The following is a 16,038-nucleotide window of genomic DNA, read 5'->3' on the forward strand; positions in this document are numbered from 1 at the left end:
TTTTACTTCTGTTCTGATTTGCATTTTCTGATATTTATTGACATACAGAAAATAAAAATAATAGTTTTTTACAAAAGTTCCTTACACTCTTGGTTTTGAACTTTGACAAAGTTGGCAAAGGAAAGCAAAAATCTAAAAACCAATTATATTTTTATTTGTATTTTCGTACATCTATAAACCAATTAACTATCATTCTATGTCATTTCTAGGATATCTAAAAACTATTAAAGAAAAAACAGGAAATGGTCCGGCTGAGTTTAGAACTTTGGCAGAACAAAAAGCATTTACACTAGACGAAAAACTAAAACCAGAAGCAAAAGCAGGAGATATTGTAAACTGGCTCAAAGAAGATTTTGATTTAGGTCAAGGCTATTCAATGGCAATTTATGCATTACTTAAAGGCATAAAAGACGAAAATAGTCAGTAACAAGTATAAAATAAGTAAACATTTTTTACTTTAAAATAAAAAAGAAATGAGAATAATCTCAGTAAGAGAAAACCCGGAATATAAAGATAAAACAATTCAATATTTTCAAAATAGCTGGCCTGAAATAGCACCTATTATTTATGAAGATTGCATTACGCATAGTATAAATGCCAAAGATTCTTTGCCACAATGGTACCTGTTAGAACTTAACGAGAAAGTTATTGGTTGCGCGGGACTTATTACAAATGACTTCATTAGCCGCATGGATCTTTATCCCTGGATTTGTGCCATTTTTATAGACGAGAAATACCGCGGAAATAACTATAGTAATTTATTAATAAAAAAAGCCAAAGAAGACTCTAAAAAAGCGGGATTCAAAAACTTATACCTGTGTACGGATCATACGGGATTTTACGAAAAATCTGGCTTTAGCTATATCGGGCAAGGCTATCATCCTTGGGAAGAAGAATCCAGAATCTATCAAATCGATTTGTAAACCTATTTCAGGACGAGACAAAACAAGAAATATCAATTTTATACTAACTAAAAAACCATAAAAAAATGGGATTATTTAATAACCTTTTTAAAAAGAAAGAAGAAAATACGGAGTCAACTTCAACTGTTAGTCAACCAAACATTAGCAAGCATTTTACATCTGAAAATGATTTTTTAGAGAAATTTGGAGCTGCTGTTTTAGAGAAACAAAGAAATCTTTATGATGTTACTGGCGATCTTTCCTGGAATGTTGACATGGACAAAGAAGAAATAACATTTGGAGACAATCTTACTTTTCCCATGCAGGCTTTGGGTTCGTTTTCTCATTCTTCAGAGACATGGCTTTGGATCTGGGAAAATAAAGCGGGCGGTTATACCAAGTCTCTTATGAAACAGGCTCTTTTACTAAAGCAATATGGAGAACAAAATAATATTGATTTATTGACTGTTGGAAAATTTGACGCCGTAGAGAATGATTTACATTTAATGGGAATGATTGCTGTCGAAATGTTCAACGGAAGTGCTTATTATCTTGGAAATTACGGACAAGGAACAATGGTTCTTACCATAAAATCTGATGTAATAGACAAAGTTGAGAGTGAAGAATTCTCTCGAATTTTAACTGTTTTTCCTGAATTAATTTCAACATTTGAAATTCAAAACCATAAAAATGCTTTTACAAATTATCTAACACAGAAAGGCTATAAAATAACATCGAATGGAAACGAAATTAAAGCTGAAAAGAATGAGAATGTAATTGATGCTGTTTTTAATGAAGATAATCTTCTGATAAAGTTAAATAGTAATAATGCTTAAGATTTCCTCCCAGGATTAAAAACAAGTAAGAAACCAGAAATACCTTTTAGACCCCATTCCCCACGTGAGGGATAGGAACTAACTGCCGAAGCAGTGTGGATAGCCTGACAGCATCCCGATAAGAGGGCGTATACGCGTAAAGTACTTTTGCCCTCTTATCGGGATGATGGCACGCCCTGCTAATTTTAAGAAATGTAAATTTGAAAAGTGGTAAATCACGACATTTTTTTCCAGAAGTTCAATACTCCGTCGCAGGCAGAATATTCTAAATCAAAACTTTCAGGAATTTCTTCCCATGTACTCCAATACGTTACAAGTCTTGTATACTTAGGCGCTTTAGCGAGCTGATCCCTGACATAATTGGAATAAGTGAGAAACAATTCGTTTTCTGGAACTACAATTTTATCTATGGGGCAGGAAGTATCTACATTTTCGAAAAAAGAATTGTAAAAATAAAAGGCATCATAATCTGAAAAAGAAATATCAATGATATTAGAATGAATAAATTCAACATTCTCGACATGATGTTTTTCGGCAATTTTTTTGGATAGCTTTATAAGGGATTCCCTTTGCTCGACACCATAAAAAAGTCCTTTTGTAGAGGCTGCGCCTACTAAACAAAATTTACCAACGCCTGCACCAATATCCAAAACCTTTTTATTGGGTTTATCAACCAGATAATCAGCTGCAATCCTGGCAATGGCAACCGGAGTCCAATGTCGCTCTGCAAGTCTCCTGATGCGTGTAGAATACAACATATCAAATGCGCTGTCTTCTATTTCTATATTTTTTTTTAAGGATTTAAAAATCATTTAATTCGATTGCCTGTCTTCGTGATTAGATAAAAATAGCATTACGCCTTATAACTACAACTTTAGAAAAACAGTGCATTTAAGCACTGAATTTTAATATCGCAGTATTTTCCTGTAATATAACATTAGTTGAGGTCATTCGCAATCTAAACGAGCAATTAAATGTTTTTCTTTTTATTTAAGTCATACCGGCAAACCCTTAATAGTTTTAAATTAAGATTTGGTATTTGATATTGACTTTTGATATTGTTATTTTAACTGTTTTTCTTCTTCAAACAACAGCTTAATATTCTCATAAGAGTTTTTCAGGGCTTCTTTGATTTGCTCGGGATTTAACCACGCCACTTTTTCGATACCTTCTTCAAGCTGACCTACTGGTGTTCCTTCAAAATCAGATTGCATTTCGAACCAATGCGTGACTTTGAGTTTATATTTTCCGTTGCGTTTAAAAACGTGGTATGTTTTTTCGAGTTTATTAATGATGCGCAGTTTGTTTACACCGGTTTCTTCTTCAACTTCGCGCATGGCAGTTGCCTCAATTTCCTCTCCTTTTTCGATTCCGCCCTTTGGCAAGTCCCATTTTCCATTTCTAAAAATAAATAAAACTTCGCCTTTTTTATTGTAAACAAGACCTCCTCCCGCTTTATTTACAGGGATTTTAGCCTTAAGTGTCTTCATAATTTCCTTTTCATCAGGATGATATAAATACGCCTTTTGAATTTTATTTTGAAACATTTTGACTATAAGCTGCTCAATATCAATACTCTCTAACAAGAATAATTGAAAATCAGTCTCTCTTGAGATTTCATTTGTCAAAAAAAGTGGTTTGTCGTTCACAAAAACTTTATACATTTGTACTATGATTTTTAATAAAGATACTGCCGAAAAAACAGCCGAATTGCTTTTGCAAATAAATGCAATTAAATTGAATCCCGAAAATCCTTTTACATGGGCTTCAGGTTGGAAATCTCCTATTTACTGTGATAATAGGTTAATTCTTTCATTTCCGAGCATCCGAAACTACGTTCGTGATGAGTTTGCGAAGAATATTGAAAAACAATTTGGGAAACCAGATGTAATTGCCGGTGTTGCCACTGGAGCTATTGGAGTGGGGATTCTTGTTGCTGAAAGCCTTGGATTACCATTCGTATATGTGCGTCCGGAAGCAAAAAAACACGGAAGACAAAATCAAGTTGAAGGTTTTTTACAAAAAGGACAAAATGTTGTTGTTGTAGAAGATTTAATCAGCACAGGAAACAGCAGTTTGATGGCTGTTGAAGCTTTACGTAACGAAGGTGCCAACATAAAAGGGATGGCAGCGATCTTTACCTACGGTTTTAACGTTGCCGAAGATAACTTTAAAAAGGCTAATATCGATTTGTATACGTTAAGTAATTACGAAAATCTATTAGACTTAGCAGTTCAGAAACAATACATTACCGAAGATCAACAATCGACTTTGCTGGAATGGAACGAAAGTCCATCTACGTGGGGGCAGGAAAAGGAATAATTTTAGATTGCAGACTTTAGAATTTTAGATTGTTGGAATTTAATTTAAGATTTAGCTTTGCGAACTTTTTATTCATAAAGATTTACAATCAAAAATAAAAAACCTTGCGTTCTTTGCGGTAAAAATAATTTAGATACTATAAAAAAATTAAGATATGAACTTAGAAAGTCCAAAAGTTACTGTTCAGAAATCAGCTCAGGAGTTATTTGATTTATTGACTGATGTTAGAAATTTCGAAAAACTAATGCCGGATAACATCGCTAAATTCGAAGTAATTGGCGAAGATGCTTTTATCTTTGGATTAAAAGGCATGCCGGAAATAAAACTTAAAATGAAAGAGAAAACAGCACCAAACAAAATTGTTTTAGGAGCTGCAAGTGATAAACTTCCTTTTACTTTAGTTTCGAATATAGAAAGTGTTTCAGCCGCCGAAAGCGCTGTTCAACTACAATTCGAAGGAGAATTTAATCCTATGATGGCAATGATGATCAAAGGGCCAATTAGCAAATTCATCGAAACTTTGGCTACTAATATGACCAAACTATAATTTTTAATTATCAATTGTTAATTGTTAATTGTTAATTCTCTACTTATAAAAACTTAAAGCCTGATCTTATGATTGGGTTTTTTTATGTTTTTTTGCCACTCTTTTACCCGCAAAATATGTCATGCTGAAAAAACGAAGATTCACACTCGAAGCTCAACAAAGATTGAAATATTCTATACGGAGTTCCTAGTGTGATCCTTCGTCCCTCAGGATGACAAAAACGAGAGTAATAAAACTTTGCAATTTTTCGAGATTATTTTTTTTTAAAGAAACTTAGCAACTTAGCTACTCAGAACCTTAGAACCTCCTAATAAAGCATCTGAACCTCTTTGATTTCAAATTCTGATACAGAATCATCCTCCAGCAAAATCTGTATTTTACCAATAGAGGAAACTCCTTGAATTATCCCCATAAAATTCTCATTTTTGAGATTCTTAAATGGCATTGGAATTCCTTTTTTGAATAAAGAATTAAAATATTCCCTCCAAAACTCAGTTGAGTTGGTTTGCCAAAATTCGATTCTTTCCTTTATTTTATCGACTATTAAAACCGGCAGGACATTTTTATCGAATTGAGTTTTACAAATCACGGCCAATGACGAAGCATTTGGCAAATGTTCATAATTTGTCTGATTAACATTAAGTCCTATTCCAACGACTGACACGATCCTGCCATCACTTTTTAGGGTATTTTCGATAAGTATGCCACCAATCTTTTTATTATATGACATAATGTCGTTTGGCCATTTTATACTTAATTTAGGAATATTCAATGATTTTAAAGCATCTATAACTGCCAATGAAACAATAATACTCAGATTAAAAACCTGTTCATTATCATACAGAAAATCCTTTACCAAAACACTCATAACTAAGTTTTTACCTGATTCAGACTGCCATTTAGACCCCATCTGTCCCTTGCCTTTTGTCTGATTTTCAGCGGTTACTACAGTAAAATTATCAGGTTCATCCTGGCTCGCTAATGATTTAAGGAAATCATTTGTAGAATCTATGGCATCGAGTTTGATTAGTTTCATCAAAGGAATTTAATTAACTTAATTTAATATTTTGTTAAGGTTCAAAAATAATCACAAATTTTGGTAACTTTACAAAATCATATAAAATAATTCATGGCGAAAAAGACTATTAATAATGATGTTCTATTGGCGAACATAATCAAGGGGATTGAAGAAGTAAAAGGAAATGATATTAGTATTCTTGACTTAAGGGATATAGACACGGCAGTTTGTGACTATTTTGTTATCTGCAACGGAAACTCAAATACCCAAGTAAACGCCATCGTAGGCTCAATTCAAAAAACAGTATCTAAAGACTTAAAAGATAAACCGTGGCATGTAGAAGGAACCGATAATGCTGAGTGGGTTCTTATGGATTATGTGCACATTGTTGTACACGTTTTCCAGAAACACATTCGTGAATATTATAATATCGAAAGCCTTTGGGGTGACGCCAAAATAACTACAATCGAAAACAAATACTAAAAGAAACTTTCTCTAATGGCTAAAGATAATAATCCAAATCCGAGTAAATTTAAAATAAGTCCTTGGTTAATATATACCGCAATACTTCTAGTTTTTTTATTTATAAGTTTTGCAACCGGAGGATCAAACTTAAGCGAACCTGCTCAATTAACTTCTTCTAAATTCAACGTTTTATTAGAAAAAGGTCAAATTGAAAAAGTAATCGTTTATAATAAAGCTGAAGCTGAAGTATACTTAAACGCTGCTGCTCTTAAAGATCCGGCAAATAAAAAAGTAGCTAATGATATTTTCGAAAGACCTAACAAAGGTCCTCACTATACATTAGAAATTGGTAACGACCAGATTTTTCAAACTAAATTAGAAAAAGCAGTTGGCGAAGGCAAACTGAAAGATTTTAATTTCTTGCAAAAAAATAACTGGAGCGATATTTTAATCAGTTTACTTCCTATCATCATCATTATTGGTGTTTGGATTTTCATTATGCGTAAAATGTCAGGTGGCGCAGGTGGCAGTGGCGGACAAATCTTTAACATTGGAAAATCGAAAGCTAAATTGTTTGATGAGAAAACAGATATTAAAACAACATTTAAAGATGTTGCCGGTTTAGAAGGTGCTAAAGAAGAAATACAAGAAATTGTAGAATTCCTTAAAAACCCTGAAAAATACACCAATCTTGGTGGTAAGATCCCAAAAGGCGCACTACTTGTAGGACCTCCGGGAACTGGTAAAACATTACTTGCAAAAGCAGTTGCGGGAGAAGCTCAGGTTCCTTTCTTTTCGTTATCAGGTTCTGATTTCGTAGAGATGTTTGTAGGAGTTGGTGCTTCACGTGTTCGTGACTTATTTAAACAAGCTAAAGAAAAATCTCCTGCTATCATCTTCATCGACGAAATTGATGCTGTTGGTAGAGCAAGAGGAAAAAGCAATATGTCAGGTGGAAATGACGAAAGAGAAAACACTTTGAATCAATTACTGACAGAAATGGATGGCTTTGGTACAAACTCTAACGTAATTGTATTGGCAGCAACAAACAGAGCTGATGTTCTTGACAAAGCTTTAATGCGTGCCGGTCGTTTTGACAGACAAATTTTTGTTGACTTACCGGACATTCGCGAAAGAGCTGAAATCTTTAAAGTACACTTAGCTCCTATCAAAAAAGTCGAAGGTCTTGACCTTGATTTCTTAGCAAAACAAACTCCGGGATTCTCTGGTGCTGATATTGCAAATGTTTGTAACGAAGCTGCTTTAATTGCTGCACGTTACAACAAAACAGCAGTTGACAGACAAGATTTCTTAGATGCTGTTGACAGAATTATTGGTGGTCTTGAAAAGAAAAATAAAATTATTACTCCAGACGAAAAAAGAGCAATCGCAATTCACGAAGCTGGTCACGCAACTGTAAGCTGGATGTTAGAGCATGCTGCACCACTTATTAAAGTAACTATTGTTCCTCGTGGACAAAGTTTAGGAGCTGCATGGTATCTTCCTGAAGAAAGACAAATCGTGAGAACTGACCAAATGCTAGACGAAATGTGTGCTACTATGGGCGGAAGAGCTGCTGAAAAGGTAACTTTTGACAGAATTTCGACTGGTGCATTAAGCGATTTAGAAAAAGTTACGCGTCAGGCTCGTGCCATGGTAACTATTTATGGTTTGAATGAAAAAATAGGAAATGTTACTTATTATGACTCAACAGGTCAAAGTGAATACAATTTCTCTAAACCATATTCTGAAGAAACTGCTAAAGTAATTGACAAAGAAATCTCAGATTTAATTGAAGGTCAATACGAAAGAGCAATTAAAATCCTTGAAGAAAACAAAGACAAGCTAAATCAATTAGCTGATATATTAATTGAAAAAGAAGTTATTTTTAAAGATGACTTAGAAACTATTTTCGGAAAACGTACTTTTGATAAAAATTTAGAAGAAGTGGTTTCGTAAATATTCAATAAATATGTAATATTTTTTAAAATCTTAATTCAAAATAGCCTTTTGAATTAAGATTTTTTTATCTTTGAACGTTTTCAATTAACATGTAAAGTATTTCATATAAAATGAATTTTTTCAAAAAAATATTTGGTTCTAGCGATGCTTCATCTGATGAAGAGAATGAAAGCCAGTATGGAGGAAATCATACTCCTGATAATCATTTGTCTATCGACGAAAGATTCATTTTTAATTTCAAAAAAAATGGCGGTAAATTTCTATATTGTGAGAACAAACAAGAAGTTGCTGAGCAATTTGAAAATATACTGGAAGAAAATGACTGGTTCGAAAGTGAAGTTTTATGCTACGAGCCCGGACTATTTCATTTATTAGCAGAGAACAAGTTAATTTATATTTCTCCTAAAAACCCTAAGTTTTTACTGGCTACCTGCGAGAATTTAATTGCCGAGGAGGGTTCTATTTTATTTTCATCAAAACAGATCAGACAGGACAAGCCAAACGAATTACCCGCAAACATTGTGATAATTGCAACAACAAGTCAATTGCAATTAATAAAAAGTGACGGTTTAAGCGCTATCAAAAGAAAATACGAAAGGGATTACCCTACTAATATCACCACCATAAAATATTTCGAAAAAGCAAAAGAAGAAGATTTTACACAATACGGAAGTGTTGCCAAGAATTTATATTTATTGCTCTTAGAAGACCTTTAAGATGAATGAAACACTCAAGAGAACCATTTCTGGTGCTGTTTATATCGCTTTATTACTAACTTCGATTTTGTTTTCTACCGAAAGCTTTATTATTCTTTTTGGTATCTTCCTTGTCATTGCTACATATGAGTTCTGCAACTTAGTAGGTCTTAACAAAGTCTTTTCTATCTTATTCGTTTCTGTTTTTTACTCGACTGTAGCTTTAATTAGCTTTTATAGAAACGAAACCGAAAATTACATCAATAAACTTTTAAAAGAGAATATCGTATTTACGATCGATACAGATCGTTTATTTACCGTATTGCTTGTAATTACTCTAATTGTATCTGTAAAATGTATTGTCTTTTTATTTGACGATACTCAAACGATAAGCAAGATATCCAAATACATTTATTTAATTGGATACATCATGTTACCTTTTCTTTTTATTACCAAGATTTCTTTTGGAATAAAAGATTACAATCCAAAAATTGTCATTGGCTTATTTGTTTTGATCTGGACTAATGATACTTTTGCTTACTTAGTTGGAAAATCTATTGGAAAACATAAATTATTCGAACGCATTTCTCCTAAAAAAACGATAGAAGGATTTCTTGGCGGAGTAGTTTTTGCTGCTTTTGCCGGATTTTTAATTTCTAAGTTATACATTCAACCTACTCCTGATTTTAGCAGTAAATCGATCTTAATTTGGACTATAATTGCTTTAATTGTAAGCATTTTTGGAACCATAGGAGATTTAATCGAATCAAAGTTTAAAAGAGTAGCAGGCGTAAAAGATAGCGGTGCTATCATGCCAGGCCACGGAGGTGTATTAGATCGACTAGATAGTGTTATATTTGTAGCACCAATTATATTTTTATTTTATCAAATTTTATATTATGTTTCATAAAGAGGGAGGCCCATCCATTTTATTAGGTACTGCATTTGCAGTAGCTGTACTTTTAATTGCTGACAAATTCATTGATATTGCCTGGCTAAGAATGCTTGTTCAAATTGCCGGTGTACTAGTTTTGATCATTATCCTGCAATTTTTCAGAAACCCTAAAAGAATTGCTATTAGAAATAGCGATCAGATTCTTGCTCCGGTAGATGGTAAAGTTGTAGTTATTGAAGAAGTTTACGAAGGTGAATTTTTTAAAGACAAACGTATACAGGTTTCTATTTTTATGTCACCAATAAACGTACACGTAACACGTTACGCAATGGACGGAATTATAAAATTCAGTAAATATCACCCAGGGAAATTTCTGGTTGCATGGCATCCAAAAGCGAGTGAAGAAAATGAAAGAACAACGGTTGTAATCGAAAACGAAACTTTTGGACAAATACTTTACAGACAAATTGCCGGTGCTCTTGCAAGAAGAATTGTAAACTATGCTCAGGAAGGTATGCAAGTCGTACAAGGAACAGATGCTGGTTTTATAAAATTTGGTTCAAGAGTAGATTTATTCCTACCTTTAGGTACTCCAATCAATGTAGTATTAAACCAAAAAGCAATTGGCGGTAAAACTGTTATTGCTACAAAAGCTTAATGATCGAAAAAGATTTAGATACTCGTTTTTCAGAGGCAGTAGAAATTGCTTTAAAAATGACTCAGGCCTCACTGCCACAAGATGTGCAGTTGCGCCTTTATGCATATTACAAACAGGCAACTTTTGGAACTGCTGTCTATAATCAATCTGAAAATTTTGATTTAAGAGATGCTTTCAAAACAAATGCCTGGATGCAAATAAGTCATATATCAATCGACGAGGCAAAAGAAAGTTATATTGATATCATTAATTCACTAACATTAAAATAAATAACATTATGAAGAAAAACATTGTTTATTTCAGCATATCAGCTTCATTATTTCTATTATTTTCTTGTAATGATAAAAATAAGCTAACCGAAGTTGTAGAAGTTCCTTTACCTACTAAAGAAGAGAAGATAACAATAGGATCTCCGGATGATGTAAAAGCTGATCCCGGTTCTTTTGAGATGACAAAATTGCCTTTTTCGTATGATGCCTTGGCTCCTGCAATAAGAACTCTTACTTTAGAAACACATTATTCTAAACATTATTTAACGTACACGAATAATTTTAATAAGGAAATTCTAAATACTGAATTTGAGAATTTACCAATTGAAGATATCCTGAAAAAAATGGATCTTAACAATGCTAAACTTCGTCAAAACGCAGGAGGATATTACAATCACACTTTATATTTTAATATTTTATCTCCTAAGGAACAAACACCCAAAGATACTTTGGCAGGTTCTATTAATAAAGAATTTGGTTCTTTTGCTAATTTAACCACTCAATTTAAAGGTCAGTCTACAAAACAATTTGGCTCTGGCTGGGTTTGGCTGGTAGTTGACAGAGCAGGAAAACTACAAGTAACAACTACTGAAAATCAGGATAATCCTTTAATGAAAAATGCCCTGATTCCCGGAACACCAATTTTAGGAATCGATTTATGGGAACACGCTTATTATCTGGATTACCAGAACAGAAAAGGAAACTATATTGATGCATTTTACGAACACATCAATTGGAACAAAGTAAATGAAAACTACATAGAGGCTTTGAAAAAAGTCAAAAAAGTATAATAAAAGAAAAGCCGATACAATTTAAGTATCGGCTTTTTTTGCTTTATATTTTATCGTTCTCCATCTGCAATATCCCTTGTGAAATTAATAAAACCTTCATTTTTATTTCATATTTTCTTTCATAACTAACTGCTAATATCAAAATAAATGCGTTCTCTTTTTTTATTAAATCAAAAAAATAACTCATAAAAATCACTTATTATCAATCTGCTTTTCCATACCTTACAGCTTATATAATAACATTTTTCATTTATATTCCGGATATAAATCATCTCTAAATAAGCTGTGTTACGTAATTCAGAATAAAATGACATATGTTGTTAAACGATACCTATAATCCTGTTAATTTAAAAATTATTAAAAGAATTATCGCATTGAAAATTAATACCACATTTTGTTGCTTTATATTTATAACTCTACTGCTTGCTTGCAATAAAGAGAAAAATATTGCTATTAATGCTACAACGATTAGTCAGTTTGACAAAACGGAACAATCAAAAATTAACAATCCTGATTTTAAATCGATTTGGTCTCCTTCTAAATCATTGGATTTAAAATATTCATTCGAACAATTAGACAATACCAAAGGCTTATCGAACAGTTCTATAAATACTATATTTCAGGATTCTCAAAACTTACTATGGATAGGAACATGGGACGGCCTAAATCGATATGATGGAAATAGTTTCAAAATTTTCAGACCTGAATTAAATAATAAAAACAGTTTAACCAATCAGGTCATCCTTAAAATTGACGAGGATAGTACAGGTCAGATCTGGATATTGACCATACATGGTATTAACCGTTATGACAAAAAAACCGGCGTTTTCCAGCATTATTACTTTTCGAGAGAAAATATACCTCCATTGTCTGAATCGGAGTTTAATATGGCCCTGGATGCTTCAAAAAAAGTATTTTGCGCAGTAAAAGACTGGGGAGTTGGTTACTTTGATGGCAATCAATTTCAATTACTAAATACCGAAAAAATTTCAAAGAAAGCGGTAAAAAGAATGGAGTTCACAATAAACGGTGAATTACTTATTTTGTTTGAAGATAATAAGCTTTACTCCTTATCTCTTGCTAACAACCAAAACGGCAAACTATCTATTTCTAAAATAATATTAATTTCAGAGAATATTCGAACATTTGGAATAGTCTCAAAAGAAAAGATATGCACGATATCAGTAACAGGAAATAGCAATCTATATTCTTTTGCAAACCACGAGAACACGTTACTTCTAAAAAAAGACATTGAGAATAGTATAGGAAATATTCCGGAAGGACTTGTCATTTCCAGTAAAACAGGACACTTTATTATTAATACTAATGGTGATATAATTAATCATGATTGGCTGAAATATTTAAACAATCAAAAAACTACAACTATAATTAGAGGAAATGAAAATATCCTTTGGGCTGGAACAGACGGGGACGGAATTATTAAAATGTATCCGCTGAAGAAATCATTTAACCTCATCTCTAAATCTCAGGTTCCGGAATTAGATGGTGCCATAGTAAGGACATTTCTAGAAGTAGAAGAAAACTCTTTTTTGGTGGGCACAAAAGGCAAAGGCTTGTTCCTGTTTTCCTCTAACTTTTATCTTCATCCCGAAAAACCTTTACAATACAAAAATTTTAATGAGAATAACAGCGCGATTAATAATGCTGTATTCTCTTTATGCAAAGGAAAAAATAACTTAATTTTTATTGGTACTGATGGTGAAGGCATTGCTGTTTTTGATCTGAAAAAATCAAGATTAATTAATTGGGCAGCTATTCTAGGTCATACAGATGCTGCTTACTTTAAATCTGTTTATTCTATATATCAGGATGAAGATGGATTTATATGGCTTGGAACCAATGGACATGGGATTATTCGCTGCAAAATTGAACGCTCCGGAGAAAAACTGGTGATAACAGATTTTAAGAAATATCTGGCTGATAGCAGTAAAAAAAATGCTTTGAGCAGTAATATTGTTTTTTCTATAATTCCAAAAAATAAAAATCAACTCTGGATTGGAACCCGATTGGGAGGCTTAAATTTATTCGACAAAAAAACGGAACGCTTTATTATTTATAAAAATGATGCAAATGATTCAACAAGTTTATCCAATAATGATATCCTTTGTTTGCAAAACGATGCTAAAAACAGACTTTGGATTGGTACCAGCTTTGGCCTTAATTTATTAGAACATATAAAAAATGATGGAACGGCGGTATTCAAAAACTTCACCGTGGCAGATGGACTTCCTAATAATACAATTCACGGAATTGTTTCTGATAAGAAAAACAACCTTTGGCTAAGTACTAATTTTGGTTTATCAAACTTCAATCCTAACGAATTAAAATTCACGAATTACACCAGAAATGAAGGACTGCAGAACAATGAATTTGCGGATGGAGCTTTTTATCAGGATTTAAAATCTGAATTTATCTTTATGGGAGGGATAAAAGGATTTAATTATTTTTTACCTCAAAAAATAAAAGAATCTACGATTATTCCTGATCTTTTTATTGATAAAATTAGCGGGCAAAATCAACCAATACCCTATTATCAGGGATTGGTAATCACTCCGGACTCAGAGAGCCATCCTTCGATTGTTTTAAATCATAATCAGAATTTTTTTGATATTGAGTTAACGGCTTTAACGTATATCAATACAGAAAAATGCCAATATGCTTATCAATTAACCAATTTTGATAAAAGCTGGAATACGATCAATAACCGTAGGATTATTTCATTTACCAATGTACCTAAAGGCGACTATTCTTTATGGATAAAATGGTCTAATAGTGATGGGGTCTGGAGTAAACCGGTTCATGCCATTGATATTCAGGTTAAGCCCATATTCTGGCAATCCAATCTTGCTATTGTAATCTACTCGTTGTTGTTTTTGGCTTTTGCATTATTTGTGCTTAGTTACTATAAAAAACGCCAATCACTGACTCAAAATATCCTTTTTAGACAAAGAGAGAAGGAACTCCATGAAAACAGGCTTACTTTTTTTACAGATATTGCCCATGAGTTTCAAACCCCTCTGACTCTTATTGTGGGACCTATACAAAAACTCTCTGAAACAACAAACCTCAACGAAAAAAATCAGAAGTTCATACAAATGATTCAACGGAACTCTTCGAGGTTACTATTTCTAACGCAACAATTACTTGAATTTAGAAAAGCTGAATACAATTATCTGGAAGTAACAGTGAAAAAATTTGATCTGGTAAATCTGGTTGAACAAATTGCTGAACTATTTGATGAATGGGCATTAGAAAAAAATATTACATATAATCTTGACATCCCTCCTACTTTATCCGGATGGTTCGATAAGGATAAAATTGAAAAAATAGTATTCAATCTGATGTCAAATGCTTTTAAATACACTCCTGTAAATGGAAAAATAGACCTTAAATTTTATATTCAGGACAAAGATTCTAAAAAATTAAATATTACAATTACTAATACCGGAAAAGGAATTCCAAAAGAAGAACTCGACTCTTTGTTCAATCAGTTTTTCCTGGCCGATTCCAGTAAAGAAGCAGATAACAATATGTTTAGAACCGGTATTGGTCTGGCCTATGTAAAAAAATTGGTCACTGTATTAAGGGGGGAAATACAGGTTTCAAGTATTTTGAATAAAGAAACAATCTTTACTATTATCTTGCCAAGCAACAAAGAAACTTTTAATGAAAAAGAATTAGATACTGCTATCAGTCCAATTTTGATTTCTCATCATTTACAAAATATCCTTCAAGAGAATCCAATTAAATCTGACAAAACTCCCAATAAAATTTCATCTCTCGAAGAGCTTGCTGACGATCGCAAAGTAATATTAATCGTTGAGGATGAAAAAGACATCCATATGCTCCTTAACGAATTGTTAAGCGAGAAGTATAAACTTATTATAGCTTATAATGGCCATGAAGCAATAAAGATCATTGAAGACATAGTTCCTGACATCATTATCAGCGATGTAATGATGCCTTTTATGGATGGTGTGGAATTTTGCAAGAAAATAAAAACAAATCTTAAAACCTGTCATATTCCTTTTATTATGCTTACCGCAAAGGATTCTGTTATTCATAGAATTGAAGGAATAGAAAGCGGAGCCAATTCATATATTCCAAAACCATTTTACCCTGATCATTTACTTATAAGAATACAAAAGTTACTGGAAGAAAAAGAATTGATTTCAAGGTATTTTAAGCAAGATACACTTACCGAAAATTTATCTGCTCTGCCTATCAACAATGAAGAAAAAGATTTCATCAAAAAAGTAATTGAACTTATTCGCAACAATATCGATAATGAAAACCTTCAGAGTTCATTCATCGAAAAGGAATTAGGTATCAGTAACTCACAATTATATCGAAAAACCAAGCAGCTTTTTGGTTTTACACCCGGTGATTTAATTCGAACCATTCGGTTAAAATATGCTGCAGAATTGTTAAGAAAAAATAAACTAACAGTTTCGGAAATTTGTTATCAATCCGGTTTTAATAACCGTTCTTATTTTTATCGTGAGTTTAAAAAATTATACGATTCAACTCCCAAAAATTATCAGCTCAAATATAAATCAAAGGGCTAAAAAGACTTAATCACTTGATTAACAAGCAAAAATAAACAGTGTACACTTTTGAAGAAATAGTGTACACCATTTTTCCTATGCACTAACTA

At 32.6% G+C, this 16,038-nt stretch carries 16 protein-coding genes; 13 read left to right on the forward strand and 3 right to left on the reverse strand.

Going from position 1 to position 16,038, the window contains the following annotated elements:
• Positions 1–196 precede the first annotated feature (196 nt).
• The 3 genes from NJT12_RS20975 to NJT12_RS20985 all read left to right on the forward strand — a co-directional run bounded on the left by NJT12_RS20975 (position 197) and on the right by NJT12_RS20985 (position 1,738).
• Positions 197–427, forward strand: coding sequence for a DUF4287 domain-containing protein (locus tag NJT12_RS20975; protein ID WP_271337994.1), 231 nt, complete (start codon positions 197–199; stop codon positions 425–427).
• Between the two features lie 46 nt (positions 428–473).
• Positions 474–923 carry a GNAT family N-acetyltransferase gene (locus NJT12_RS20980; RefSeq protein ID WP_271337996.1) on the forward strand — a complete coding sequence of 150 codons (450 nt, stop codon included), beginning with the start codon at positions 474–476 and terminating at the stop codon, positions 921–923.
• A gap of 65 nt (positions 924–988) precedes the next feature.
• Positions 989–1,738 carry a DUF6882 domain-containing protein gene (locus NJT12_RS20985; RefSeq protein ID WP_271337998.1) on the forward strand — a complete coding sequence of 250 codons (750 nt, stop codon included), beginning with the start codon at positions 989–991 and terminating at the stop codon, positions 1,736–1,738.
• A 215-nt stretch (positions 1,739–1,953) separates the two neighbouring features.
• On the opposite strand, the gene NJT12_RS20990 is transcribed toward NJT12_RS20985, so the two are convergent.
• Positions 1,954–2,550, reverse strand: coding sequence for a methyltransferase domain-containing protein (locus tag NJT12_RS20990; RefSeq protein WP_271338000.1), 597 nt, complete (start codon positions 2,548–2,550; stop codon positions 1,954–1,956).
• Between the two features lie 249 nt (positions 2,551–2,799).
• The gene (locus NJT12_RS20995) at positions 2,800–3,402 is read right to left on the reverse strand and encodes an NUDIX hydrolase (protein ID WP_271338002.1); all 603 of its coding nucleotides are present in this window, start codon (positions 3,400–3,402) and stop codon (positions 2,800–2,802) included.
• Between the two features lie 7 nt (positions 3,403–3,409).
• Between NJT12_RS20995 and pyrE the strand changes: the two genes are divergently transcribed.
• Both pyrE and NJT12_RS21005 read left to right on the forward strand, forming a co-directional pair.
• A complete protein-coding gene (gene pyrE, locus NJT12_RS21000) occupies positions 3,410–4,060 on the forward strand; it encodes an orotate phosphoribosyltransferase (RefSeq protein WP_271338004.1) in 651 nt (216 codons plus the stop codon).
• Between the two features lie 154 nt (positions 4,061–4,214).
• Positions 4,215–4,607 carry an SRPBCC family protein gene (locus NJT12_RS21005; protein ID WP_271338006.1) on the forward strand — a complete coding sequence of 131 codons (393 nt, stop codon included), beginning with the start codon at positions 4,215–4,217 and terminating at the stop codon, positions 4,605–4,607.
• A 307-nt stretch (positions 4,608–4,914) separates the two neighbouring features.
• Here NJT12_RS21005 and NJT12_RS21010 read toward each other — a convergent pair whose 3' ends face one another.
• Positions 4,915–5,643: a biotin--[acetyl-CoA-carboxylase] ligase gene (locus NJT12_RS21010; RefSeq protein ID WP_271338008.1), complete on the reverse strand. Its 729-nt coding sequence runs from the start codon at positions 5,641–5,643 to the stop codon at positions 4,915–4,917.
• Between the two features lie 93 nt (positions 5,644–5,736).
• Here NJT12_RS21010 and rsfS point away from each other — a divergent pair, with 93 nt between their 5' ends.
• The 8 genes from rsfS to NJT12_RS21050 all read left to right on the forward strand — a co-directional run bounded on the left by rsfS (position 5,737) and on the right by NJT12_RS21050 (position 15,949).
• Complete coding sequence (rsfS, locus tag NJT12_RS21015) at positions 5,737–6,108, forward strand: ribosome silencing factor (protein ID WP_072964675.1); 372 nt, start codon at positions 5,737–5,739, stop codon at positions 6,106–6,108.
• A 15-nt stretch (positions 6,109–6,123) separates the two neighbouring features.
• Entirely contained in the window at positions 6,124–8,049 is a 1,926-nt protein-coding gene (gene ftsH / locus NJT12_RS21020; protein WP_271338012.1) for an ATP-dependent zinc metalloprotease FtsH, read from the forward strand.
• 113 nt (positions 8,050–8,162) lie between these two features.
• The gene (locus NJT12_RS21025; RefSeq protein ID WP_271338015.1) at positions 8,163–8,768 is read left to right on the forward strand and encodes a lactate utilization protein B/C; all 606 of its coding nucleotides are present in this window, start codon (positions 8,163–8,165) and stop codon (positions 8,766–8,768) included.
• A 1-nt stretch (position 8,769) separates the two neighbouring features.
• Complete coding sequence (locus NJT12_RS21030) at positions 8,770–9,657, forward strand: phosphatidate cytidylyltransferase (RefSeq protein WP_271338016.1); 888 nt, start codon at positions 8,770–8,772, stop codon at positions 9,655–9,657.
• On the forward strand, positions 9,647–10,300 hold the full coding sequence (locus NJT12_RS21035) for a phosphatidylserine decarboxylase family protein (protein ID WP_271338018.1): 654 nt from the start codon (positions 9,647–9,649) through the stop codon (positions 10,298–10,300). Before NJT12_RS21030 ends, NJT12_RS21035 begins: the two co-directional genes overlap by 11 nt.
• Positions 10,300–10,569 (forward strand): acyl-CoA-binding protein, encoded by a 270-nt coding sequence (locus NJT12_RS21040; RefSeq protein WP_271338019.1) that lies wholly within the window; start codon positions 10,300–10,302, stop codon positions 10,567–10,569. Before NJT12_RS21035 ends, NJT12_RS21040 begins: the two co-directional genes overlap by 1 nt.
• Before the next feature lie 8 nt (positions 10,570–10,577).
• Positions 10,578–11,360 (forward strand): superoxide dismutase, encoded by a 783-nt coding sequence (locus NJT12_RS21045; RefSeq protein WP_271338020.1) that lies wholly within the window; start codon positions 10,578–10,580, stop codon positions 11,358–11,360.
• Between the two features lie 374 nt (positions 11,361–11,734).
• Complete coding sequence (locus NJT12_RS21050; protein WP_271338022.1) at positions 11,735–15,949, forward strand: hybrid sensor histidine kinase/response regulator transcription factor; 4,215 nt, start codon at positions 11,735–11,737, stop codon at positions 15,947–15,949.
• Positions 15,950–16,038: the final 89 nt, after the last annotated feature.

The sequence above is a fragment of the Flavobacterium azizsancarii genome (assembly GCF_027980145.1).
Taxonomy (GTDB): Bacteria; Bacteroidota; Bacteroidia; order Flavobacteriales; family Flavobacteriaceae; genus Flavobacterium; species Flavobacterium azizsancarii.